The sequence below is a fragment of the Acinetobacter sp. NIPH 284 genome (assembly GCF_000369425.1).
Taxonomy (GTDB): Bacteria; Pseudomonadota; Gammaproteobacteria; order Pseudomonadales; family Moraxellaceae; genus Acinetobacter.
Map to the genome: position 1 here is coordinate 1 of NZ_KB850012.1, position 26,712 is coordinate 26,712.

General features: G+C 37.9%; 19 protein-coding genes and 3 pseudogenes. 7 read left to right on the forward strand and 15 right to left on the reverse strand.

Translation table 11 applies throughout. The annotated features are described in order from the left end of the window. Positions 1–220: 220 nt before the first annotated feature. The 8 genes from cas6f to F908_RS14150 all read right to left on the reverse strand — a co-directional run bounded on the left by cas6f (position 221) and on the right by F908_RS14150 (position 10,966). On the reverse strand, positions 221–835 hold the full coding sequence (gene cas6f / locus F908_RS14115; RefSeq protein WP_005163428.1) for a type I-F CRISPR-associated endoribonuclease Cas6/Csy4: 615 nt from the start codon (positions 833–835) through the stop codon (positions 221–223). Next, complete coding sequence (gene csy3, locus F908_RS14120) at positions 835–1,875, reverse strand: type I-F CRISPR-associated protein Csy3 (RefSeq protein WP_005163430.1); 1,041 nt, start codon at positions 1,873–1,875, stop codon at positions 835–837. Before csy3 ends, cas6f begins: the two co-directional genes overlap by 1 nt. Before the next feature lie 2 nt (positions 1,876–1,877). Continuing rightward, positions 1,878–2,984 carry a type I-F CRISPR-associated protein Csy2 gene (csy2, locus tag F908_RS14125; RefSeq protein WP_005163437.1) on the reverse strand — a complete coding sequence of 369 codons (1,107 nt, stop codon included), beginning with the start codon at positions 2,982–2,984 and terminating at the stop codon, positions 1,878–1,880. Further along, entirely contained in the window at positions 2,984–4,318 is a 1,335-nt protein-coding gene (gene csy1 / locus F908_RS14130) for a type I-F CRISPR-associated protein Csy1 (RefSeq protein WP_005163439.1), read from the reverse strand. Before csy1 ends, csy2 begins: the two co-directional genes overlap by 1 nt. Positions 4,319–4,724: 406 nt before the next feature. Next, on the reverse strand, positions 4,725–8,210 hold the full coding sequence (gene cas3f / locus F908_RS14135) for a type I-F CRISPR-associated helicase Cas3f (RefSeq protein WP_005163441.1): 3,486 nt from the start codon (positions 8,208–8,210) through the stop codon (positions 4,725–4,727). Beyond that, the gene (gene cas1f / locus F908_RS14140) at positions 8,207–9,175 is read right to left on the reverse strand and encodes a type I-F CRISPR-associated endonuclease Cas1f (protein WP_005163444.1); all 969 of its coding nucleotides are present in this window, start codon (positions 9,173–9,175) and stop codon (positions 8,207–8,209) included. Before cas1f ends, cas3f begins: the two co-directional genes overlap by 4 nt. 148 nt (positions 9,176–9,323) lie before the next feature. Next, positions 9,324–10,373 carry an HNH endonuclease gene (locus F908_RS14145; RefSeq protein ID WP_005163447.1) on the reverse strand — a complete coding sequence of 350 codons (1,050 nt, stop codon included), beginning with the start codon at positions 10,371–10,373 and terminating at the stop codon, positions 9,324–9,326. A gap of 2 nt (positions 10,374–10,375) precedes the next feature. Next, the gene (locus F908_RS14150; RefSeq protein ID WP_005163449.1) at positions 10,376–10,966 is read right to left on the reverse strand and encodes a class I SAM-dependent methyltransferase; all 591 of its coding nucleotides are present in this window, start codon (positions 10,964–10,966) and stop codon (positions 10,376–10,378) included. 117 nt (positions 10,967–11,083) lie between these two features. Between F908_RS14150 and F908_RS15770 the strand changes: the two are divergent. The 4 genes and pseudogenes from F908_RS15770 to F908_RS14165 form a co-directional block, all read left to right on the forward strand. Then, a pseudogene (locus F908_RS15770) lies at positions 11,084–11,441 on the forward strand (IS982 family transposase); the annotation flags it as partial. A 993-nt stretch (positions 11,442–12,434) separates the two neighbouring features. After that, positions 12,435–12,932, forward strand: coding sequence for a hypothetical protein (locus tag F908_RS14155; protein ID WP_034602930.1), 498 nt, complete (start codon positions 12,435–12,437; stop codon positions 12,930–12,932). Next, positions 12,929–15,109 carry a hypothetical protein gene (locus tag F908_RS14160; RefSeq protein WP_005163452.1) on the forward strand — a complete coding sequence of 727 codons (2,181 nt, stop codon included), beginning with the start codon at positions 12,929–12,931 and terminating at the stop codon, positions 15,107–15,109. The genes F908_RS14155 and F908_RS14160 overlap by 4 nt, the downstream gene beginning before the upstream one ends. After that, on the forward strand, positions 15,106–18,069 hold the full coding sequence (locus F908_RS14165) for a site-specific integrase (RefSeq protein ID WP_005163459.1): 2,964 nt from the start codon (positions 15,106–15,108) through the stop codon (positions 18,067–18,069). The genes F908_RS14160 and F908_RS14165 overlap by 4 nt, the downstream gene beginning before the upstream one ends. 291 nt (positions 18,070–18,360) lie before the next feature. On the opposite strand, the pseudogene F908_RS16525 reads toward F908_RS14165, so the two are convergent. Then, a pseudogene (locus tag F908_RS16525) lies at positions 18,361–18,470 on the reverse strand (hypothetical protein); the annotation flags it as partial. Positions 18,471–18,672: 202 nt separating this feature from the next. Between F908_RS16525 and F908_RS14170 the strand changes: the two are divergent. After that, positions 18,673–18,975 carry a helix-turn-helix transcriptional regulator gene (locus F908_RS14170; protein ID WP_000364388.1) on the forward strand — a complete coding sequence of 101 codons (303 nt, stop codon included), beginning with the start codon at positions 18,673–18,675 and terminating at the stop codon, positions 18,973–18,975. 4 nt (positions 18,976–18,979) lie between these two features. Then, entirely contained in the window at positions 18,980–20,239 is a 1,260-nt protein-coding gene (locus F908_RS14175; RefSeq protein ID WP_005163462.1) for a type II toxin-antitoxin system HipA family toxin, read from the forward strand. A 427-nt stretch (positions 20,240–20,666) separates the two neighbouring features. On the opposite strand, the gene F908_RS14180 is transcribed toward F908_RS14175, so the two are convergent. From F908_RS14180 to F908_RS14195, 4 genes are all read right to left on the reverse strand, one after another. Beyond that, positions 20,667–22,103, reverse strand: a complete 1,437-nt coding sequence (locus F908_RS14180) for an amino acid permease (RefSeq protein WP_005163465.1) — start codon at positions 22,101–22,103, stop codon at positions 20,667–20,669. 191 nt (positions 22,104–22,294) lie between these two features. Then, positions 22,295–22,654 (reverse strand): RidA family protein, encoded by a 360-nt coding sequence (locus F908_RS14185; RefSeq protein ID WP_005163469.1) that lies wholly within the window; start codon positions 22,652–22,654, stop codon positions 22,295–22,297. Between the two features lie 10 nt (positions 22,655–22,664). Further along, positions 22,665–23,768: an alanine racemase gene (gene alr, locus F908_RS14190; protein WP_005163472.1), complete on the reverse strand. Its 1,104-nt coding sequence runs from the start codon at positions 23,766–23,768 to the stop codon at positions 22,665–22,667. 24 nt (positions 23,769–23,792) lie between these two features. Continuing rightward, a complete protein-coding gene (locus F908_RS14195; RefSeq protein ID WP_005163473.1) occupies positions 23,793–25,049 on the reverse strand; it encodes a D-amino acid dehydrogenase in 1,257 nt (418 codons plus the stop codon). Between the two features lie 137 nt (positions 25,050–25,186). Between F908_RS14195 and F908_RS14200 the strand changes: the two genes are divergently transcribed. Then, a complete protein-coding gene (locus F908_RS14200; RefSeq protein WP_005163475.1) occupies positions 25,187–25,654 on the forward strand; it encodes an Lrp/AsnC ligand binding domain-containing protein in 468 nt (155 codons plus the stop codon). A gap of 67 nt (positions 25,655–25,721) precedes the next feature. On the opposite strand, the gene F908_RS14205 is transcribed toward F908_RS14200, so the two are convergent. Next, positions 25,722–26,090, reverse strand: coding sequence for a ribonuclease E inhibitor RraB (locus tag F908_RS14205; protein ID WP_004907196.1), 369 nt, complete (start codon positions 26,088–26,090; stop codon positions 25,722–25,724). A gap of 133 nt (positions 26,091–26,223) precedes the next feature. Continuing rightward, positions 26,224–26,703, reverse strand: a pseudogene (locus tag F908_RS14210) (GNAT family N-acetyltransferase). Positions 26,704–26,712 lie beyond the last annotated feature (9 nt).

Consider the following 26,712-nt stretch of genomic DNA (forward strand, 5'->3'; position numbering starts at 1 on the left):
TTTTCTAAGCTGCCTGTATGGCAGTGAACGGGGGTGGATTGTTAGGTTTTCGGCTTTAAGTTTTCTAAGCTGCCTGTATGGCAGTGAACAGCAATTTTAAAGCAAAAAATAAAGTTATAACAGTGATTTAACTCTTAAATCTCTCAAAAGACCCAAGTTTTAAACCACTATCATAAGCTATTGATTTTATTAAGCTGTTAAAGAGTGAAAAAATATTGGGTTAAAATTCGGGTACAGATGACACCGAACTTAATCCGTAAGTGCTAAAAATCTGAGTTTCAGATTTTTCAGCAGATTGCTTTTCAATAAAAATTTTAAAAGCATGTTTCTGACTTAATGCTAAATCTTCAGATGTACTGTCACTCAGCATATTGATATAGGGTAAATCAGTTGTTTGTACAAACTGACCATAATGTGCCAAGGCATTTTCAAAACTAAAGCGCCCTTTTCTCTCATCATGTCGTGCTAAACGGGCAGCACTACTCTTCACTTGTTTACGCTTATAGACTGCATAACCAGTAACTTTTTCTAAAGGTACTGCTTTTACAGAACTAATGTGTACATAATCCAAATAACGACTGAGCCATTTTGGCACATCCAGTTGAATTAATTCCTGTTCACTTAAGCCAAAGATACGTAGCTTTTCGCCAATAAATCCCTTCCCTTTTTGATGATCAAAACGATAATCAGGGAATGAAAAACCTATTTTCACCTTACTGCTTTCGTCTTTTAAACCAGCCAATGCAAGATGTAGCTGTTTATAAATTTTAGACCATAAAAAGTTAATCGAGATTTCATCATCTGGCAGAAATTTTAATTCCAGATAATAATTCATTATTTATCACTCTCGCCAAATACACCACCACGAACCAAAACTGCCATTACATAATGCTGCTGTTCAAGTTCAAGTACTTTATTGTAATTAACCCAAGCATCAAACAAACTATAAAAGTCTTGTTTTTCTTTAGGCTGACGATACGCCTTACCTTCTGAAGTCACTGAACCATACGGTTCAACTGCAATCGGTTTATCTGCATTTGGATACCATATATCAATTGTGCGTAGTGCATTACCAATTTTTTGAGAATGCATACCAGCTTCGTTGTTGCCAAATGAGTATAAAGTTTTGCTTTTAGCACCTTTGGAATTACTCGTATCTAAAATGAGTTCCTGTGATGGATAGACTTCTTGTCCCTCACCTAAACGAGAAAAACCTGTCACTTTAAGTAATACATGCTCATGACCACTTAAACCTGCTTCAATCCAAGCTGAAAGCTGTTTAATTTCAGTTTGTTGATCTTGGTGTACAGTTGCTTCATTTAAACGATTTTGTAATGCATCAAAACTTAATTTTTCTGCGCTCTTACCATCAATTAAACGCTCAACTGTGACCGTAACATTTTCAGCGCCAATACGGTTACGCCATAAAAAACGACCATTGGCTAAATTCACAGCATAGCGATTCGCAAGTTCACTAAACTTATTCGCTGTTTCATAGCCTGACACCGCCGCTTCAAGGCGTTCAGCAAATGCTGCATCATTACATGCAGATGGACGACCTACATTTGGCAATACACGTAAGCTAAACGTCACGGCAACCGTATCTTTACCTTGTGGTAAAGCAGCAACATCAACCGTTTGTAAATTTGGTTTATTCACTGCTGCATTAATTGCTGCTTCATCAGTTTCTTTGCTATTTTTAGGGCGATTCGAAATCGTACCGCGCACAGATTTTGCTTGAATTAAAATTGGTGTATTACCTGTGCCTTGTGCAATCTCCACCCAATTTACGGCAAACATACGTCCATCTGATGCATCAAGATGACGGTTAAATGAAAGTACCGATGCTGTTTTTAATTTGTCATTCTTAGCCATGATTAAAATTCCTCTTCTTCTATTTCAGATTCAAATTCAAATGATTGATGGGTGTCTTCGTGTGGTAATGACGTGTCGATATCTAACTTCGGTGCAAATGGTTGAACGAGCTCATACAGCCCATTTTTAGGTTCAGTGTTGTAATTCCATAAAGTATCGACAATATTTTTAATACGATGTGGGCTTTGCCATTCACCTAAACTAATTAAGGTTTCGACAAAGGTGGCAGGATAGTCATCATGACGTAATCCTTTAATAACACCTTGAGGCTGTAAATCCGTTAAAGCTGCATAACCAATCGGTATCGGCACGAGCCAACCTTTTAAATGTTCAGGCCGTGGTCGTAACGTCCAAACACCGTCTACTGACTCTTGATCGACTGATGCTTCCTGTGCAGTACTGACAAAATTGAAGCGGTGAATGTCCAATAAAGTATCGAGTAAATCAGGACTATTTTTCTGAGTCGCTAAATATGTTGGATACTGAGCCAACCAATTTTGATGTGCCATCAAAAGCTCATGACGATGCTGTAAAGCAAAGCCTGGTAATACACTCCGACGTAGTATTTTGGTTTTATCTACCGCATCATGTTCTGACCAATTGATCAATTTAGCTTTGACACGCTTATGTGGGAAAACAGAACCACCTGCCAAACGCATGTTATAGACCAAGTGATTTAATCGATCTAACAGGCTTTGTGTCTGAGTAGATAAATCTTCATCATTGGCAGATAGATGCGGATCAAGACCATCTCCCGCCAAACCAATCACTAAACTGACTTCAAAATGTCCCTTGCCCTCTTCAATCATCGCTGGTGTAGAACCATCTGCTTTCAAGGGGTGACGAGCCAAATTCAGTTGATAAGGCGAATAGCGGAAACTATTGGTTTTGGTAATTTGTGGGTTAAATTGATGAGATATAATCCCGACACCACAACACTCAATAGATGCATATTCAGCAATTTGATTCAGCTGACGCTGTAAATGATGCATAAATCCAGTGAATGCACTCGGTGCTGGGAAGCCCCACGTTAAATGACTACTGATAATAGATGCATTTTCAACATTTAGACGTATAACATACAACGCTTTAGGATAAGTCTGATGCATTAGGCAAACTCCTCTTTCAGCAATTGTAATTTGTCACGTAAAATTAAAGACCACGTGCGAGCTTCATGATCGTCCAAATCCACAATCTTGCCTTTTTTGATGAGGATATCATTGAGCCATTTACCAAAGTTATAACCCACTTCAGTATGCCAATCTCGTTCACGATAAGCCTGTAACCACTCGGCTTCTTCTTCCGTCAATTCTTTGGCATCTTCTTTGTCAAAGAGCGCTTCTCGGTAGCCATAATCCAGCCAAAAGCTTTCTGCACGACTAAAATTAGAATCCTGTGTCCAGCCCGATGATGCACTTTGTTGCAGCTCAAAACTCATATCAATAATGCAATCCACCAATTTAGAGACCAAATCATCACGTTGTGCACGAAATTCGACGTTATTACGACGATCTTCTTTACGATACAAAGTCACGATTTTGTGCAATAAAGGCTTAATGTCTTTACGGTTACTTAAATACCCTGTAAAAACCGAACCACGTTTTGGTAGTTCAATCTGCTGACCTTTCCAAGTTGGTGGAATAGACGGTAATAGCCACATAGAGCCACGACGGTCACTATTAAGCTGTGAAATATTTTGTGGTTTAGAACCACCAAAATTTTGTACCAATAGATTCGGGTATTCACGGCTTTCATGTGCATGATGTAATTTTTTAAACCGTGCTTCATGTAGTGCTTTACTCTCATCGCTAAACCGATCATATGAGAGCTGTTGATACGCTCGATGAACCAATGAACTCGGATATAAAATCACTAAGGTATGATATTCATCATCTTGCACAGAAAATAACACTTGTTTGGATAAACGTCCTGCATTGAGTTCTGTTGGCAACTGACTAAATGCTAAAAAACGCTCATAACGCAGTTGTGCCGTTTCAGATTTCACAGACAATGCTGTGATTAATTCCTGATCTGCATTTAACAAACGCTCTAGTAACGACGTACCTTGAAAAGATAAACGCAGCATCTTAAAGACATCGAGTACAGCTGCATTACCAATGACATCCGCATCTAGTTTAATACCTTGGGAACCCACATAGTCATGTGTTTTATCCGTATTGCTATAAAACATGGCAGATGCTTTTGAATCAGGATGATGCTGTTTCGGCGTATGAGTCGCCAAACGTAATTGGCTAATACGCAAACTTGCATCATCAAGCCACGTTTCAACCTCATATTTTTCTAATAACTTGTTACGCTCTGCCGTGTCATCCGCTTTAAGTTTTTCTAGCTTTTCATTCAAACGTCCTTGAATATATTGCTCGATTAACTCACGAATGCTAGCAGGCTCGGAGTCTTGAACTCCCTCTACTTCATCATTCATTTTTTGTACTCATTACAAAATAAATTATGTTTTAAATCATTTTTTGTTATCATCTAGATAGATTAACTATCGTAAATGATGAATGTATCCAATTAATCAGACCCTTCTGATTAATTGCGTGCTAAACATTATTTCCCCCTTACCCTATCGGGTGATGTGTGATCCTGCCAGATCGATGGTTAATCTTTATTTAAATATTAAACCTAGTTACTTTAATTCAAACTAAAAGTAACCATAACAAGTAAAATACAGATTTTTCTTTTATTCCACAAGCTATTTCTATGTAAAATAAAAAGACTTATCATTACTAAGTAAGGCACTACCATAAAGGTAGCTTAGAAATAGTTCCTTTTATTCAATCTGTTCACTGCCATATAGGCAGCTTAGAAAGCAAGGTTTATCAGGGTTATTCCCTGATAAATCCTAACCAATCGTGGTATTTCCACTTTTGCAGGTCTTCTAGCTTGGGTAAATTTAAACTTAAATAACGCCCACAATTCTCACTCCAAATTCTTTCATTTGGATTGACCTCCACATATTTCTGCAATGCCTGCTGAGGATTCTGATTTGGCCAACAATGAATCTGCGGATTGTTAGGTAGCTCAACTCGTCGAATTAAACTTTCTTCATAAAGCCAATTTCCCGTTTTATCGTTATAGGCATAAAGACCTAACTCGCTCTCTTCTTCCTCTGCCCTAAATGCCATTAACTTTTCTGCTTGTGATTGTCTAAATTGGCTCAAGCGTTGCAGAATACCTGTGTAATGAATGGGCGTGTTCCAAAAAGCATAGGTTGGAAATTTAATCGGTACACTTTTACTCACTCGCATATCAGAGCTAATTCCTTGCCCCAATAAAATTGAATGCATGCGATCATGTTCTAAATCAACTAAATTTGGATAACCAAATTTTTCATAATATTTCTTTAAGTAGTTTGCTCCCGGTTGTTGCAAACGTGGTATAGCATCTAATTGATCTAGATGTACTTTTCGAATTAACCCATTATCAACATTCTCAGCAGTACCATTTAAAAAATGTCTATCCGCTTTAAACTCGAAACCTGTCGCTTCAAAGCCTGGGCGTGAAAAACAACTTCGATCAGGATGTTTAAAATGTCGAATATTGGTTTCCATTAAAAATACATTTGGTTTGTTATAAGCTTCTATCCGATGGCGTCGCACCCGTCCAGAAGCCTGAATAATCGAACGCATAGATGATGGTTCTAAGATCATCCAATCATAGTCGTGATCTCGCCCCACCTCACAGACAGGCGAGGCGAAAACCAAAATAATATGTTGTTGTTCTGGATATCTTTTTAACCACCCCTTAACCATGGCATGATCGTGTGGCTGTTTAGCTTGGTTTCGATCTAAAATTTCGTCTAAATATTTTTCAATATTTGCACGCATTAACAATGGAAAACGCGAATGATAGACACAAATATGAATACGTATATTTGGATCAATTTGCTGTTTTAATAATTGCTGAGCAATCTCCGCCAAAGGATCAATATTGGCAAAACGTACCAAGCCTACGCTGTATTGTTTGCCTGTATCGGGATCTGTAATCGAATTTTCACGATGTGCAAGCATTGTTGTTTGCAGAATTTTTTCCGCAAATACTTTTTCCCACTTCTCCTGAGCTGATATTTTTCGGGGTAATCCCACCCATTCAACTGTACGTCGTTTAGTGTGCTGTGCTTGCTGATTTAAGAATTCAACACGTTGTTTAGTAAATTTGAGATGGGCTTTTTTAAAGATGTCGTTCGCTTGACTGTCACTGATATTTTGATCACAAGGAATGACCTCATGATAAATACTGCTTGGATTTTCATCAAACCACGCAGCAATAATCGGTTGGTCTGCTTGTGTACGATTGGCATTATAAAATTTTCGCCCTGAACTATACGCTAAATACAAACCATTAATTTCGGCAGGTGTTAGCGTTGCAGAGGACAATAATACCCGACTACCCAGTAAACCTGCCCAGTGTACTAAACGTGTCAATGCATAATAATCTTCAGGAGAAAAATCATCAGGTTCATCAAGTACCAAATCTGAAGACATTAAACGTAACATCGGTGCAATTTGTTTACCGCCACGCGTACTTTCAGTAGCAGGAATTAGATGATCAATCGTGCAACATAAAATTGGACTCATCAGCATTTTTCTAACTTGATGATTCCCCTTTAACCATTTGGCAAACATATGCTGCTGATCAAGTATGCCTTCAAAATCTAGCTCATGATCATCGTAATCGACATAACTCTCTTCATCTGTAAGTCCATTTAAAGATTCTGAACCGATATTTTCTGCAATATACTGATTTTGTTCAGGATCAAAATTTTCTATATTTTCTTCTAAAATTTCAGATGAATCTTTATGACTATAATGCTCAAAGATTTCTTTAACTGCTCCGCCACCAACCATAATGGCTAAATCAGTTTCATCCAAATCGAGTTTGTGACGTAAAGCCTTTCCTGTTTGCAAAGTTAATGTTCTAAGACCTAGAGCAATATTAAAACGTGCGCCTTTATCAGGGTCAGCAAGGCCGTACATAATGCGTGTATTACCCAAGGTTTTGCCACGACCTGTCGAAGCTAAATTCACACCAAAAAAACCATGATTTGGATAGTCTTTTTGTATTTTACGCGCCAGTTGATAAGACTTATCTTGCCATTGGTAATATGGATTATTGGTTTTTCCTTCCAAACTTTTTTGCTGAGGTAAACGATCAAACAAGGCATCTAATCGAGTCAATGCCCCCATAAGTTGCCTAACCGATTGACTCACTCCCACCAAATGATCATCTAGTGTTTGTTTTAATGATCCAAATTTATCTGTATTAGCATATCGCTCATAACTTGGATCATGCCATTTAGGATTGGCATCACAGCTTGAATAATAATGATCTGACAACATTAAGGTTAGGCGTGAAATGTGACTCACATAAGGATCATCTAACCCAATTGAATGAGGAAGATTCAGCAGTTGCATTAAATTTCCTGCACATGAATTTGCTTCTTTACACCACGTGTCACTATTGAAAGGAATATGCTCTTGCCGAATATCCCAGCATTTCTTAATTTCTTTTTGTTTACTGGTATCATCCTCTAAATATTGTTTTGGATAGCACCATTTAAAGTTTAAGTCATCCAAAACCGTTTTAAATTTGTTTGCTTCATAACTTGGATCCTTTGTATTTAGTATAGGTAAGCGATGATGTGAAACAATGAGCCATGCGGTTAGTTTTGCAATCGGTGGTAAATTTTGAAAAGGCGAATTTGATACTTGGTCGATTTCATCTTTAATAACATTTTCAAACCACGAAAAATCATGACGTTTTCCAGATATTGAAGTTAGCTGAGAAATCCAATCCTTATCTGTATCGCCACAACTATGCACAAAAGCTTCAAATAATCTCAAAGAAATCCATTCATGTCGAAACGGATCTGCTACTGGTTTTTTATTCTTTAAAGCATTTTTTAGCTTTGCTGCAAAAAAAGGATTAATTTTACCAAAATCATGAAATAGTGCCGCGATACGAGTGATTTGACTAACAAAACTTGCTGAGTGCCAATTCTGATCACAATAATCTACTTTTAGCTGTTTTGATGTTCGATTGACTGGCACAATTCCTTCACTATTAAATTTGTTGTGATTGCCCACTATCCACAGCAACTCACTTCTACGTCTACCCCGAATCCAATGACAACTGACCGCAGTACTTTTGGTCACGGTTTTACGCAGCAATTTTTTAACTGCAATTAAACCTTCCTCAGTAATCACTGTCTGCCAGGTGTTATCACCAATTCGGTCTGCAAAGGCATCTAATACCCGACGCGTTCGTGGAATGGCTTTCTTTTCGCACTGGCTAATAAAGGTCACAATCATAATGTTTCTCCATCTACATCATGATTTTTACAAGCTTGTGCTTTGACTTGATCAAACATAAAGTCCAGACATTTATGCTCGGTAAATTTCTGCAAAATCTGCTGTCTAAATTCTTGTTCAGTCATTTTTTCTTTGGCGCAAATAAAGGCATAAGGCAAAACCACAGCATCCTTAATTAAATCTGCCACATCAAACACTAAAGCCCCTCGACGCGTCTTGCCATGCATGACTGCAAAACCGTGTGGAATTCCAAGTACCCAAAGTGTTGTCGCTGCTAAACCATAAGCCAGATAATTGCCATGATTTAAAAAATCATTGGCTAAATCACCTTGTTCAGGATTGCGACTAAAATCCTTTAAACCTGTACGAGTCGCTGCAATTTTATAAAGTTGCTTTGTGGTTGCAGCTTCTGCAAGTAGTAAGTCTCCAACTTTAGTTTGTTGTGAAATTCTTGCTGCATAGCCTGTTAAAGCCTGTTGAATATCTAAATCATCCACATGAAAGGTATATTCTTTTAAATCTCGGTCTTTCGACCAAATCTTCTGAATATATTCAACTCGTGCCAATTGAAAATGTTTAGCAACATCTAAGCGTTTGGCTTCATCAAACCAAAATTGCATCCAACCTTGCATATACTCAGTTGGACGGTATTCACTTTGTGGTGTCATCCATTCAATTTCACAGCCCATAAACAAAGGCGTGCCACCCCCACCTGCAAAACCAACCAGAACACCTGCACTTGCGAGCATGCGCATTGCTGCTTGAGTAATTGATGTGCCTGTACCCAATAGAATCACTGTAGTATTGGCAATCGGAATATTCCAGTACTGATTTTCGTTTTTAGCCTCGGTCAGATAAAGAACTCGACCATCTTTCTGCATCACACGGCAATGTTCAAGATAGTACAAATTGGCACGTTTCGAATGTAATATTGCTTTTAGATCTGATGGATTAAGCTGTTCCATTCTTATCATCAATTATGAAGAAGAGTTGTCCTTAAAATATCCTGTTCGAATAATTATTTAAAGAAATTTTAGGAAATTAACGTCACATATTGACGCAGTCTTTTTCAACAATTTGTGTGATTCATACAGTTAAAAATATTTTTAAAACTTAATACACTGCGGCAAATATCTTCTTCTCTTTTCCGCCCAACCAAACTAAATACTCATTCTCTATTGCCTGCTTATACGCCCAATTGGCAACCCGATGCGAACGTTGCAAATCGGTTAGAAAACCTAATTGAGAAATCTCTTGAGTGATTAGTCGATCATGTAAATGATTACGTTCTCTCCATTGATCTAGGAATTGCTCGGACGCCAGATAATTACTTTTTTGTGAGTTGCATTTTTCATCCGCTAGGACAAAATTATGTCCAGTATCGGCAGGATATAAAGACCATGGAATAAAATGATCCACGGCATATTTTGAATTTTTGAGACTTTTTCCACAGTAAAAACACTGGCATTGCTGTAAGTCAATTAAGAAGTCCGCAACCTGCCCCAATTGATTACGACTTGGAGCAAACATGAATTCATCTAGGTCAGGCAAACCATCCAGTACCACCAGGTTCTGCTTATTCAGCCGGACAAAATCAATCCAGCGCTTCTGGCAAAGCTCTTCAATAATTTCACTAAATTGTCTCAAGCAATACATCACTTTAGGTAAAAGCTTTAGGGACTGTTTGGAATCTTCAAGACTATAGAGAAACTCTATGGTTTGGCCATTCAGATTCTGCAAATACACTACTGGCATTTGCTTAACCGTTGTCGCAACTGTTCGCTTCAGCCTGTTCCAGTAAAGTACATCCTTTCTCAACGCGGCCAAGGTCTTGAATTGTTGCTGTGCATTCTGAATTTCACTGATGATCTTTGCCTGCTTACCAGTGCTTTGATGAATAGTAAAAGGCTCATACTGGTTAAACTGAAACGGCAGTGACTGTTTCCAGTACAGGTCAATAAACTTTTCCGCAATATCCTGATATTCCAAATGCAAGGCAGCACCGGTATCTTGACCCTGTTCAATCGCCAGACGCGTGATACTTATCAGCAAAGCAAACTTATATGTCGAAGTAAAAGTCCCTGACTGCAAAATCTGCTGAATATGCTTCAAGAATTTTAACTGTTCTTGAGGGGTTGGTATTTCGGCTATACTGAATAACATATCTAAGCCTGCACTTTTCTAATCAGAATATTCAGCCACTCTTCTGTACGGTCTGAACGTTTATCTACAGTAATCCATTGCTGTAACAGTAAAGCCTGATCTATTTGTTTGAGTAAGTCGTAAGCTTGCTGCTCATTCAAGTCAGTAAAGCTGCGCCCTTCTTTCTCACGGTCTGTATCGCCATATTTAAAAGACATATAACACACACCATTTGGCTTTAATGCTTTAAATATGCGCGCCAGCACTTCAGTCAGGCGATTTCTTTCACAGTGCAAAAGAGAAGCACAAGCCCAAATCCCATCATACTTAGCTACTTCATTCAGCTCATAAAAACTTTGCTGACGTACCTCGATGCCTGTCAGCTCTCTCGCCTTTTCAACCAGCTCGGCAGAATAATCAATTGCCTCAACTTGATAGCCTTTTTTCTTAAATGCCAGAGTGTCACGCCCAGAGCCACAGCCCAAATCCAGGATCAATGCCTGTTCCGGCAAATATCTTAGAAATGGTGCGTAAAGACTTTCCATATCAACCTGATAGGTATTTTCAAAAAATTCTTGAGCATGCTGATTATAATAATTTGACGTTTGATTCATTGCATAAAAGCCAATATTTTATGTTAACCCGAATCTCGGATAAGGAATAAACTTGAAAAAGAAAAGGACTAGAGCCATCAGTTGAGTTACCACAACAAATTTACAACTATAGTCCTTATGTTCGATAGTACTCAATTATTCTGTGTCATTGATGTTTTTTTTAGAATTTGAAGCTGTCTATTTGAAATTTCTAAGACATAACTGTAAATGCTCAAGAATTCGTCATGCCCAACTGAGTATTTCTGAAATTATATTTATTGCTATTTGGTATAAGTGTTCTCATTCAATAATTTCAAAGTATTATTTACATCATTGAAAGAAACTAAACAAAAACCATTTATTTAAACAGCGTCCTCGCTATCAACGTATGATTTATCTAATCAATGCCCATCAACTAGCTTTACATGCATTGCATCTCGATTTGATTGCAAAATACTGGATAAAACGACCATCTATTCTCGTGTGTTCAATACAATGCTCAATCACCAACAGATATAGAAAAGAATTATGTTGTATAGGCGTGACTTAGCAATCCACCGTTGAGTTTTTCTTGTAAAAAATGTTTTTTTATACAGACGAATAATAAAAATTAGCTGTATAACCTTAATCCTCATTACAAAGTACAATCAGGTTGAACATGGGATGAGGTACAGATTAAAAAAGGCGAATGCAATACAAGTAAATTATTGAATATTAATAAGTTCTACCAATTACTTGTAAGTAATGGTGGCAGAACACCCTGCCCTAAAGAAAAAAGGGGATGAAAAGATCCATAAAAAATAGATAGACTGTTTTCTGTGTTGGATCAACGGTCTACTAAAACCGACTGGCAATGTGTGCCAGCAATCGCATAATAAAATTAAGAAGATATAGAGGCAATCTAGAGATTCTGATTTCAACAAAAGTATGCTTAACCGCAATTTAATTGTAATTTTTTGTATTAAAAATGACTTGTAACTCAAACAATTTTTAGGCTATCTGCCTAATTTTAAAAAAATAATCTCAATTAGAATAAATATTTATTCTATTTTTATCAATAACTTAATGTGATATTTTTAATACTGTTAGCAGACTGGGATCACTGAAGGGTACTAAAAGGCATCCTTCTTTTTTTCCCTAATAATTAATATTTACTGAATCTTAAAGACTTTAGTTTTAGAGATTCAGTTAGTAGCACAGCCTAAAACATTATTATTTTTCGATGGTTATTACTAATGAAACTACTAAGCAAATTTTTTAGTGTGTATTTGAACAATATAAATGTAAACAATAAATACTTTAATTTTAGAGATTTTAAGGAAAATAAAAAACCTTTGATTTAACAGAATAATTTTAAAAAAAACTTATCAGTATTTAGATCTGATCTAAACTTTCTGCGAGACAATAAAATATGTCAAAATCAAAAAAGGGGATTCAAAATTACCGTGTAGCTGTAAAAAATCTGCACTTAAAGTGTTATCCAAGATGTATGCATGCCTACCAAATCTGGATTGCTCTATTTTTTCAGCTTAATGAGAAACAGCAAAACTATCACTTGAATTTAACTTTTAAGCAGAATATCGAAATCCCTCTTCTGACAACAGACAAAGCTGATCACTATTTTTTTAGTAGTCATTTCAGCTGGATCTATGCTTATTTTTACAATAAGTATAAAACTGAATTTACGTTTAGAGCTTATGAAAAAAATAATTCCTACGAATTCACCATCATGGCTTTAAGCGAAGTAAAGGCCTTACTATGTTCCGGATTACATCACTCAATTCATGGCTTAGATATCATCGCACATTGGCTAAATGAACAATACTTAGCCGCACATCTTCAGGAAGTTTTCGGTCAGGAAGTTCTAACTATCAATCATCTACGAGAACTATCAGGGCTGTCTAAATCCAAAAGTCCGGTAAGTTCTATTTCAAATTATACAGGTCCATTGTCATTAGAAAAAATTCTGGCTGGAATATCATCATGAACGGATATAGTTACTTAGAAGATACTCAAGAATTAAAGCTTGAGCCGTTTCGAGAATTCTATCAAACACTAGCAGAAGCAAAGCTAGAAAGTTTTCAAAATTCAAGCAAACTCAATGACTTCATTAAACCTACTGAAATCGTTGAAATCAACAATATTATAAATCAACAACTTGCAGACAAATCAATCAGTGAATATCCTTTGGTTCATTACCTTGTTGCAGTGATCAACACCCCTTCAGCCTATCAAGCTAATGCACTGAAATGGGCCATTTTCAATACTCAATGTATTGAATCGCTTGATAGCCAAGAACATGCCTCCACTGTAGCTAATCTTTGTATGCGTTTCCGTTTAGCCAGCACAAAGCGGGAATACCATTGGCTTTATAGCTTCTTACCAGCTCTTCCTATGGATTTGGAGGATCTGCTTGAGTTTTTAAATGAAACTGAAGTAGAGAATAAAGATTTACTTGAACGTTCTACTCCAAAATTAACAGCAAAACAAATTGGCCAGCTGGCAAATCTACGTGTTATCTATCAATATGTCTTTACTCAGTCTGAACGTTTAAAACGAAATCGCCAAAGCAGTTCAGGTGCCAAAGAAGCTCCTCAAACTGATATTCAAAAGATATCAAGAATATCTCTCGATGATGAACAAACGTATCAGACTCATTTTGAACGCGGTATAGCAAAACAACCACGTGAGGATAAAACTATAGAAAAAGTTGAAGACCATAATTTTGAATTCAATTCACTAGAGCAATGTTCTATTACAGCTCAGATCAATAATCTCAAAAACAAAATTCTGCATCAAAACAAGAATGAATTAATGAGCAAGGCAAATCCTCATGTCTTCGATTTGCCTACTGCACAGTACATTATGCAAATTTTATTAGAACAGGCAGAAAACTCTCCAATTCATGCATTGCTTTTATTTTCAGTACTCAGTTTGACGCATTATGAAGAGCTACTGGTATTCCGAACACGTTTCTTACTAAGCTCAAAAAGTAAAGAAATCCGCTTTAATCATGAAAACTGTTTTTTTCGTCAAAGTATTGATAGCTCTAAATTTAAAGATACATTTTTAAAAGAATACATGCTCAATATCGGCAATTCTTTTACCATCCCCTTACCCAAAGTTTATTTGATGCAGATACTTCAGCTAAAAAAGTGGGATAAAGCCGATATTGCTTCAGAGGTACAAGAATATCTACGTAGAATCAGCAATGAGCTTACTTTTCCTTTAACAGCGCAAAATCTTCCGCGTTTAATCAGTGATATTACGCTGAATGAACTTGGATATGAGTTAGAAAGCAAACTATTGGCAGGAGAAAACGTTAATAACTACACGCCATGCCATTATTTTTCAACAAAAATTATTGATATCTTAGATATTTATATTCAAACACTTGATCTGGTTGGTCCTCAGCTTGACACTGGATATATTGAGGAATTTAAATCCCCTATTACGTTTGGCAGTCAGCAAGTACCGGATCTCCCATTCGTCCAGTCTTTTTTTTACCAGCTTGACCACCAAGTTCGGAATAATCCCAATCCCTTTCAGACTTTAAATCATTATTCAATCTGGCTTTGGCATATTTGTATGCTGACAACTTCAGCACGGCCGAGTGAGTCCTTCCCACCCAATCTAGATTATATTGACCTTGACAACCAATTGATGGCTGTTGCAGATAAAGAGCAGCGTTATTCGGGCACCATTGGACGCTATTTACCTTTTAATAATTTTCTCCGTGATGAAATACAGCATTACCTAAAGTATTTGAAACATTTTCTGCACCTCACTAAAGCCTATCTGTCGCAAGAACAAGTACAAGCAATCCAAGAGGTCTTCGATGGTGAACATCTCTTGCTCTTATTTTACGATTCGAAAGGATATGTCCGAAATCTGGAACTTTCTGATATTCAAAAATACTGTACTGAAATAGCATTACAGCGCAATTGGACCCGCCACTTCGCTCGCTATTTTTTTGCCCAATACTGCAATGAAGATCTAATAAAAGGCATCTTTGGTCATGACGAAGCTATGCAGGAACTGTTTGACCGCTATTCAGGTTTTGAGACAACAGATTACGATCAGATTAGAGCAGCACAAGACAAGCTGGTCGAAATCTTAGCGCTTAAAAGCATGTCTACGTTTACAGGAATGACTATTGCATGAGCAAACATCCGCACTCGCTAAAACGATTAAAAAAGCATAGAGAGAAAAAAAAGTTTTTTTTGCAATTATTTAGCGAAAAATTCACAGAACTCACACCCGAAAATTATCCAGAAATTTTTCGACAAGTTGACGATCGACTTTTAGAGCACTGTAAGTCAAATATCCGAAGCTACCAAATTGCACGTATAGAATTTGCTAAATATATCAAGCGCTTTAATCTTTCATCGAATCACCACTATCCGGTGCCTGCCGCCCCCGTGAGGTACGAAAGGTCTCTGCCACTACAAAATATTGAAACCTTAAAACATGGCAAAAAGGTGACTCAATTTGCCAAAAATTTGATTGCTCACTGGACAGAACATAATGACTTCAGTCCAACTCAATCCCTCGCTTTTTGTTTGATCAGTTCAATATTATTTAATGGCATTTATAACCATGCCGAATTGCAATTTTTTTTAAAAATTATTTTAAAAACAAAGAAATTTCAAAGTTTTTTAAACCTAAATCATATGGTAACACTCGAAATCCCGAACCGGAATTTCGGTAATCAGCGTATAAATGACCCTGATTTTTCAGTCAGCTATACAAAAACGTTTGTGCTACACGACATTGTGAAATGCTGGATCTACAGACTAAAACATCAAAAGTTTGATTTATTTTCGGATATTGAAGATGCAGAACATCTGATTAACGCTTGTATTATTGAATGCTTCCCCGAGGAAAAGCTACGTTGTAAAGACCTGTTAAAATACGGTTTTTACTATACACAGTTCCTGAAAAACAGCGGACTGGATCAAATGTCCATTTGTATCTTAAAAAATGAAATTTACAGTTCCAGTCCTCTCGAAAAACAATTAGAAGCTTATTTTGTTCAGTTTGAACAAAAGCACACCAATAACATTAAAGTTGAGAATACTTGTGAAAACCATCAGGCCCACTCTAGAGTCAATATCGCATCAGATATAGCAGAAACTCTTGTAGAAATACGTCAAGCCATTCGTGCAAAAAACTATAAAGATCAACTCATAGGGTTATATTCCAGAGAACTGTCTCCTGCCTTAGAGCGTTTGTTGCTGTGGAGCATTCTACGTTCAAAATTAACGGAACCTCAACTGGACCTTCTCAATCATATTATTCAGCAGCAGCAACGATTTAAGCGCAAGCTTATACGTGCAGATTTTCAGCCGCTCAAGCAAAGTTCTCTGAAGACCATGTTTTCACAGTTTGCAGTCCATTGGCTGCAGGCAACGCAAGACAAAGATATTTCATCATTTTCAAATGCTGATTTTGAAGATCTGTATGGAGAAATGCTTTTATTAAGGAAGGAAACAACTAGAGAGACTTTACAAAAACGTCTACAGGAGTTTCATCACAAACAGACATTATTTTTTAACGCGCCCACTGTGGATCTGGATAGTTTAATCCAAGTAAAAATCTGCAGAACCGCATTGATCTCGCCCCATATTTTTTACCGCATGCTAGAGCAGCTCGAAAATACTCAAGATATTTCAATTCAGGATAAAAATATATTTAAACTGATTTTTATTCTGGGGTTCAGAGTCGGACTACGGATCAATGAAACATTGAATATCTTCGTACGTGATCTATTTATTGGTGCAGATGCTGTGATACTCACCATTCGCAACAATCGCAATAAAAATCAAAAAAGCTACTCAGCTTACCGCAAGATTCCTTTACATCATCTACTTAAAGCCGATGAATTACATGCATTTAAAACATATAGTCAGAATAGAAAACGCCTGCTAAAAGAACAAAGAAAATCAGTTACTCAACCGCTATTTTTAAAACAGTCCCTAGAAGAAACTCACGAAAATGAAGTCAATGCTCTCTTGAAACAATTGATCCAGTCTGCTTCTGGAGAACACAGTTTTACTTACCATACTCTGCGTCATTCAGCATTTAATCATCTCTATCTGGTTTTAAAACACTCACCGCTTGCTGATGCATTTACAGACTATACGCCAAATGATCAACTACGCATCCGTTATGCATTGCTGCGAAACAAAAATACTCAGCAAACCTGGTATGCGCTTTCTCATTTTGCCGGGCACCTAACGCCTGAAACCACTTGTTCAAGCTATCTGCATTTAATGCATCTAGCAATTAGCTACCAGCTGAATCAAATGCACAGCCCGCTTCCTAAAGAAGCCTATTTTAATATTCTGAAACATGATGATTCTATTAAATATCCTGTTCAGCAGCGGGCGATCAAACATTTTTTATTTGATCAACTCACTAAAGACCGTTACAGGCAACATGATCATCAATTTCAACCAGGTCAACAGAAATCACCTGATTCACTGATGCTAGGAGCTCATGACTCAGAGATGACTTTTGAATTATTGCATCACATTCTTGCAGTAGAAAAAGAACAAGACCTTCTATTACCTGAAGCCATTCCTTTGCAAATCGCGCAAAAATTACGTGCCAGAGCCCTGCATTTAAAAACCTCCTGTGTAAATCAAAAAAAATCATCGAAGTTATTTACCACAGATTTTTTAAGGAAAACTCCCGATGCATTGGTCACCATGTTTCCAACCAGTCAGGAGGAAAAAAAGGTCATTCACCATGTTCAGGAGCGTTATGCAAATGTACAAAGTAAATACAAAAAACAGCTCAATGTGATCTACTCAATTTATCTTGAAAAAGCTCAGCCCAATTCAGCCCAGTTAATTTTTGAACTGAATGAAAAACGGCAACTGAAGAAACTTCTTTCTTTTATTCATAGCTTATTTCCCAAAAAATATCTTCATTTAGAACTCTCTCAGCAGAGCAAGACAGAGCTCAAAAAGACATTACAGGATTTAACATTACGGGCAGAAAACTTCAGCCTGAATGAAAATGAAAGGCGAATTAAGTTCTGCTTCAAGGGTAAAGATGCAAAAGCACTTGGGGTATTCAAGTTACTGATGTATCTCATGATAGTTTCTCATCTTTAATGCAAATTATTGGATAAGTTTGCCACGCATTCTTATTCGTGGTTTACCAGTCATTCCTGTAATGATTTAATATGGACTTCCAAGCGTGAGTGATTAAATTAATCATCTTAAAGAGCAATAACTGTTTGTCCCACTAGCCAAATAATGTCTGTCCAAGTTAGCACAAAATTTAATGATCATTTAAACAAGAATTTGCAGTATTGGTTTACAATTCGAAGTGAATAAAAAAGCATAAATTGCCGCAGCACAATGAAATTGAAGAAATATTTTCAGAATATGATGAATAAATTGTGAATCGGTACCCAACAATGTATCAGAAAAGACAAAACCCTGCCCATAACCTCGTTTCTCCAAACCACTTGTGCCAGATATTCCAGATTAACCTGATAGCACATACCGGTTCTTCGCGACAACAGGCGAAACTGATTGAGCTTAAAGCAGGTTGTTAGGCTCTATTAGATTGTAAATGTCTAATTAGACTTCTTTAATCTAATAAGATCTAATCAGGCCAATTAAGCACCATCCTTACCGATCAAATGGCTTATTTTATAAATCCATTATTTTGTGTTTTAATAGATATATATAGATATAAGACCCAATATTATGGATTTAAAATTCAAAAAACCTGAAGAGGTTGTTACTTTATTATGTGAAAGGCTTCGCAAAGAACGACTTTATCTAGAAATGACTCAGGCAGACGTCGCTACACGTGCTGGTATTAGTGTGAATACAGTATCTAATCTGGAAGCTGGTCGAAATGTTTCATTTGAAAATTTAGTACGCGTTGCCATGGTATTGGGCCGATTAAAAGAATTAGAGGAACTCTTCAAACCTCATTTAAACAGTGTAAATGACATTCTCCGCTATGAGAGCAATACGGCTCGCCAACGTATCAAAAGGAAATAAGTGCATGCTCAAAAAACTTAATGTTTACTACAATGGATGGGGTGAATATTGGCTTTGGGGTACACTGGTCTCCTCAACCGCAATCACAGGTCGGCCATTAATCGCCTTTGAATACAGTGCAGAAGCGATCAGTAAAGGTTTAGAACTTTCCTCTTACCTACTTCCATTAAAAGGTGACTCATTAAGAACGAACTTTCCTACACATCAAATGGGATTGCCAGGTCCTATATATGATGCCTTGCCCGATGGTTGGGGCATGCTTCTTATGGATCGCTTATTTAAAAAAAATGGACTCAATCCAGCACGGATTGGGCCATTAGAACGACTCACGTATATCAGTACACATGCGATGGGGGCGTTATCCTTTGAACCTTCAGCACCTGAGTTAACATTAACTGAAAATATTCCACTGATTAAACTCGCTCAAGAAGTTCAGGAAGTTCTCAAAGGAGAAGGTGCAGAATTTTTACAGCATTTATTAATTATGGGTGGATCTCCACAAGGTGCAAGGCCAAAAGCACTCGTCTATCGTGATCCTGTCACCAACGAATTCTCAACAGTTAGCTCATATCAACATGAAGCTTGGCTGATCAAATTTCCCGCTCAGCAAGAGCATCCTGAAGTTTGTGCAATTGAAGCTGTTTATGCAGAATGCTTGCGTCATTGTCATATTGATACACCTGACACTCAATATTTTACTCTTCCGAATGGATTAACCGCATTTGCATCGAAGAGATTTGACCGCCACGATGGCATGCGTATCCCTATGCAAAGTTTAGCGGCCTTCACCGGAGCTGATTTTAAATCACCAGGGAGTTTAGACTACAGTAACTTTCTTCGCGCTGCACACTTTTGCACCAATGATGTTCGCGAAAAAGCAATTGCATTCAAGCGAGCTGTTTTCAATGTAGTCTTCAATAATCGAGATGATCATTGTAAAAACTTTTCATTTCTGATGTCCCAAAATGGGCAATGGAAACTCTCCCCTGCCTATGATGTTACTTTCTGTGAAGGGCCAGGTGGATATCATCAAATGGATATCATGGGTGAGGCACTGGATATTCCTCGACAAGCTCTTGTAAAACTTGGTACTCAGGAAGCGGAACTTTCTGCCCAAGAAGTCGATGAAATTATTAGTTCGATTTGTAAGGTTGCAATCCGATTCAGCAATATCGCTCATGATCTATTACCTGGACAAATTCAAGCAGAGACTCTCCAAATGATCCAAAATAGGATTGAGCATAATATTCATTTATTGAATTGAATATAAAACATTTTCATGAGGATTAAGAATCATTATATTAAATCATATAATATTGTTATTTCTCATGAAAATCAGTATCAAAAAATAGGTGACTTTTACAAACTAAAATGTCTAAAATAAAGTGACCAAAATACCCTTAAATGATCTAAATTACTAAAAATTTTACTCCACCAAAAAACATATACTATTAATTAAATCATATACTTATAATTAGCGTCATTTAATGGAATAAATCTCGGTGACCTTGCCAAGGTTGGGGTCATTGCGAGTTCGAGTCTCGTTTCCCGCTCCAAATTTAAAAAGCCCTAGTCGAAAGATTAGGGCTTTTTTCTTGCTTAGATTTCTTTAATACATCATCTCTCGTCAATAAAAAAGGTGCCTCATTGAAATAGAGACACCCGTGTTTTAGTTCGGTCAACCTATCTGACTAAGCGACTGACTTTTCATCTAATCGGCGCATTCTCGGTTTATACAGCACACGATAGGTCACGCTTAAAATTAAAATCCATAACGGACTAATGTATAAGGCTTTCAAGGTATCGGGTTCAAGCGCCAAAATCACTAAAGTAAACATCAAGAACGCGATCACGACATAAGACATGAACACCCCACCCGGCATTTTGAATGTTGATTGGGCATGTAATTCAGGACGTAACTTACGGTAGCGGATATAACACACCATAATCAGACTCCAGACGCTGATAAATAGAATCACGCATAAAGAGCTTGCTAAGGTAAATGCTTCAATCGTGTTTGGCACGAAGTATTGTAGTACCGCGCCTCCCATGATGAATACGCAAGAGAAGATTAAACCATTGGCTGGAACAGCGCTCTTTGATAAGCGACCAAAAGCATTAGGCGCCTGACCATCTTTCGATAAACCAAATAACATCCGACTCGTTGAGAAAACACCACTATTCATGGATGACATCACCGAAGATAACACCACAAGATTCATGATAATCGCAGAAGTCACAATCCCTGCATTTAAGAATAATTCAACAAAAGGACTTTTATCCGCACGAATATGATCCCAAGGTGTCACAGACATCACCACGAGCAAAGCCAAGACATAGAACAAAATAATACGAATCGGAATCGCATTAATCGCCTTGGGTAAGTTCTTGTGAGGATCTTTGGTTTCAGCGGCTGTTGTTCCGATTAACTCCACTCCAACAAACGCAAAAACTGCGATTTGGAATCCTGCTAAGAAGCCATCTAAACCTTTGGGGAACATCCCACCATGCGACCAAATATTACTAAATGAAGCAACGCTACCATGTGGTGCAACAAAGTGGCTGAAAATCATATAACCACCCACCACAATTAATCCCATAATTGCCAAAATTTTGATTAAAGCAAACCAAAATTCGACTTCACCAAACAATTTGACCGTAAGCAAATTCAACGCTAAGACAAATAAGACACAGCCCGCACTAATCATCGCCTGACCAATTGGCGTAAAGGTTGTGCCGTCAGGCAACCAAAAGCCAAGATAATTAATCACAGCCGCTAAGTCAGCGATACCGACCAAAACCCAACCTAGCCAATACGTCCAACCCAAATAATAACCAGCCCATGGACCAATCAGATCATGTGCCATATCTACAAAAGATTTGTACTGTAAGTTTGCAAGTAATAACTCTCCTAATGCACGCATCAGGAAAAAGAACATCCCACCAATAATCATATAAATGAACAGAATAGATGGGCCTGCAAGGGAGATCGTTTTACCTGAACCCATAAAGAGTCCTGTACCAATCGCACCACCGATCGCAATCAATTGCAAATGGCGATTGGAAAGTTTTCGTTGTAAGTCTTGAGGTGCATCATCACCTGAAGACTGATTATGTATCACCGTCATAAAAAAGTTCCTTTTTACTACTTCCTAAAATGAATCGGTCGCTAATTTATGAGCTTAACCAGCTGTCCTTTATAAATGACCCATTCATTTTGACTGCAAGAAAATACATATTTGCCTTACTTTTATCTATGACAAATACGTTACTTTTCTTCTTTTTTAATCTCATTTAAACAAAAATAAAACGATTCACTTTATTTTTGTGCTGCAATCACTGCAATTTCAATTAACCAATTTGGATTGACCAAATCAGCTTGAATGGTAGCGCGTGATGGCGCCACACAGTCTTTTAACCAATCGACATAAATCGCATTGACCTTAGGAAAATCCGCTAGGTCTTTCAGAAAAAGCTGTACCGAAAGTAAACGTGATTTATCACTATTTGCTAAAGCAAGTAACTGTTCAATCGTTGCAAGAATATCTCTCGTTTGCCCCTCAATATCTAAATCGGGGTTTTTAGGGACTTGTCCTGATAAATACACCACTTGATTAAAGACGGTGACAGCACTCATCACTTCGGTGCTATTGATTTTCTGGATATCTGAATGTGACATGATGACTTCCTTAGTCTTGAGTGATAAATGGAACGCGTGCAGTTACGCCACACATAAGTTCATAGCCAACTGTGCCTGAGGCTGCTGCAACATCATCAATGGATAGAATTTGTCCTGTTTTGGAGGTTCCCCAAAGTACAACTTCACTGCCAATCTCAGCATTCGGTACTGGCGTTAAATAAACTGCCAACATATCCATGCTGACTCGTCCAATAGTTCGAGTACGAATTCCATTGACTAAAACAGGGGTGCCTGTAGGAGAAATACGCTGATAACCATCTGCATAACCACATGCCACAATACCAATGGTCATCGCATGCGCAGCGACAAAATTCGAGCCATAGCCCACACTTTCATTGGCATTTAACTGTTGGATTGCAATCAATTCACTACGCAAACTCATGGTCGGCGCAAGCCCCCAATCTTGAATACTATGCTGAGGATAATCGGGAGAGCTTCCATACAGCATGATGCCACCACGGACATAATCGGAGTGTAGTTGAAATGAGTATCTGAGGATGGCAGCACTATTGCTCACCGATCTTTCCCCAGGTAAATCTTGAATGGTGCTTTCAAATTCTGCGAGTTGATATTCAACCCCAGCTTGACCAAAACGTTCACCATCAGCATCAGAGAAATGCGTCATATGAGTGATGTTGGAAACATTATTGAGGCGTTGCAGATGCTGCCAGATTTTTCGGTATTGTTGAGGCTTGAAACCTAGACGGTTCATGCCACTGTTCATTTTTAAGAAAATATCAAACTGGGCTGGATAGATATGCTGCTGTATCCATTCGACTTGATGCTCGCTATGTACCGTGAAACTCAACTGATATTCAGCGCAGTCAAATAAATCCTGTGGCGAAAAAATTCCTTCCAGCAATAGAATTGGACCAGTCCAACCTAATGCACGCAAACGTTTCGCTTCATCTATATCAAGCAATGCGAAGCCGTCCGCAGTTTTTAAAGCATCGTAAACTCGTTCGATTCCATGTCCATAGGCATTGGCTTTGACCACTGCAAACACCTTGCTGTCTGGAGCAGAAGTTCTCACGACTTCAAGATTTTGGCGCAAAGCTTGAGTATGGATGACCGCAGTAATTGGGCGAGGCATAATGAACTTCCTTGTATAATCAAATTATGCCGCGTGTGAATAACGCTGGATCGATAAGCCATCTGTACTAATCTCGGTACGATGATTCATCACCAAATCACTAATCAATTTGCCTGAACCACATGCCATGGTCCAACCTAAAGTGCCATGACCAGTATTTAAGAATAGGTTCTTATATTTGGTTGCACCAATAATCGGTGTGCTGTCTGGTGTCATTGGACGTAGACCTGTCCAGAATGATGCTTGTTGTAAGTCACCACCTGGGAATAAGTCTTGGGTAACCATTTCCAAAGTTGCACGGCGGTCTTCATTCAAGCCCAAGTTAAAGCCACTTAATTCCGCCATACCACCCACACGAATACGTTGATCAAAACGTGTAATCGCAACTTTGTAAGTTTCATCTAAAACGGTGGATTGTGGTGCAAGTGCAGGATCAACAATTGGAATTGTTAATGAATAGCCCTTCACTGGATATACAGGCAAATTGAGCGCCAATGGTTTGAGGAAGTCACGAGAATAACTACCAAAAGCTAAAACAAAACGGTCGGCTGTTAAAACTGCTCCATTGACCATGACGCCTTTGATTTCATCACCTTCAACAATTAAGTTTTCAACATTCTGATCAAACTTAAACTCCACACCCAAATCTTGTGCCAGTTTTGCCAAGGCATTGGTGAATAAATAACAATCACCCGTTTCATCATTCGGCAAATGTAAACCACCGACTAATTTATCTGTGTGTGCCAATGCTGGTTCTACGCTGCCCAGTTCTTGAGCATTGAGTAAATTAAAATCAACACCACATTCTTTCAGTACTTGGATGTCTCGTTGCACTGCTTCAAGCTGCGCTTCATTACGAAATACCTGTAAGGTACCTTTGGAACGATTTTCGTAATGAATACCTGTTTCACTTCTGAGTTGACGCAAACAATCACGACTGTATTCCGCCACACGCATCATACGTTCTTTGTTGACCGCATAACTTTGAGGATTACAGTTTTTCAGCATCTGTGCCATCCACTGAAGCTGCCACATGCTGCCATCTATATTAATGGCAAGTGGTGCATGATGCTGGAACATCCATTTTACTGCTTTGAATGGAATCCCTGGTGCAGCCCAAGGTGTTGAATATCCTGGCGAGATTTGCCCAGCATTACCAAAACTGGTTTCTTTTGCTGGACCAGACTGACGATCAAGTACAGTCACTTGGGCACCTTGTTGCGCAAGATAGTAAGCACTTGCTACACCAATAACACCACTTCCTAAAACGATGACGCGCATAATAGGTCCCTCTCGCCCACTAGTTTATTTAACTAGTATATTTTTGCTTCAATAGTTTTTTTGACTGTTTTTATGGCTATAATCTAGGTAATTTAATGTTTTTATCGCGGAAAAATTAAAATAAAAGAGAATAATCTATGCGTAAATTAGACCGTATTGATCGTCTGATTTTAGACATTCTGCAACGTGAAGGGCGTATCGCAATTAGTGAGTTGGCTTCACGTGTGAACTTATCTACCACGCCTTGCTCAGAACGTGTCAAACGATTGGAACGTGAAGGTATTATTATGGGCTACTACGCTCGACTTAATCCTGCGCATGTTGATCGCAGCCTGTTGGTGTTTTTGGAAATCAAACTGTCAGCAAAATCAGGTAATGTCTTTGATCAAGTGGCTCGAGATTTAGTCGATATTCCTGAGGTCTTGGAATGTCATCTAATATCAGGTGAGTTTGATTATTTAGTCAAAGCTCGACTCAAAGAAATGAGTGCTTATCGACGTTTATTGGGTGATTTACTGAAAAAACTGCCTGCTTCGGCATCATCCCATAGTTATGTGGTGATGGAAGAAGTCAAAGAAAGTCTTTACTTAGATGTGAGTAAATAAAATTAGATGTCGTAGGATGCACCATTAAAAATATTTCAGCCTGCAAATGCAGGCTGAATATGAATCATTATTCGTCTTCATCATCATAGATATAGCTCATACAACCCCATCCGTCGTATTCACCATCAAACTCTTGCGCAATCCGCGTCATCCACTCTTCTAAATCAGCAATATCTTCATATTCCAACATCATATTGACGTGAATATTTAACACCCACAAATCCGATCCATCTGAATGCAATTCTTCTTGATACAGTGAAATTTTTTGCTCTTGATGCAACAGATGCAATGCACACTTTTCTGCTTGTTCTTGCTTTTCAAATACAATTGAAAATTCGACTTCATGCGGTTCACTTAGGTCATTGCCATCTTCAACCATTTGCCAAAGCACATTACCATTGTCATTATCAGGAAATTGCTCGTAATCACGTGTCATTTGAATATCCTTTGTTGTCGTTTCAGTTTAATTATTTGGCTATAGATTAACCTATTTTTATGTCAGTTTTTAGACGCATGAAGATCATTATTGTAGTGAAAGCATAAATGATCTTCATGTCGATCTTCGATAGCTATACGGTCAACTCGATGGATAGAACAACTTGATCGATACAACGGATTCCATTTTCATAAATCGGCTCAGGATAGTGTTTAAACACATCTCGCTCAATGTATGACATACGAAAACCACACTTCTGATATAGAGCCAACTGATCAAAACTTGAGTTGCCTGTTTTAATCAAAACAGTGCTGACCGAAGATTGCTATGCATTTTCTATCGCATGTTTAATCAATGATTTGGCTAGACCAAAACCTCGATGCTCTTTGGTGACGGCTAAATTGATAATCTCCGCTTCATCCCCGCGTTGTAATAAACATAATTCTGCAATTACATCCCGACGATCATTGGAAATCACAAAGATTTTTACTTCTGATAGATAAGTTAAAACATGCTGCCAATCTGGATCGGCTTCAAGTAGTAATTTTTTTAATTGCGCTTGAGTCAAAGTTGGCAAACCAGCCCACTTTAACTCGTTGATACACGAATACATAGTTAAGAA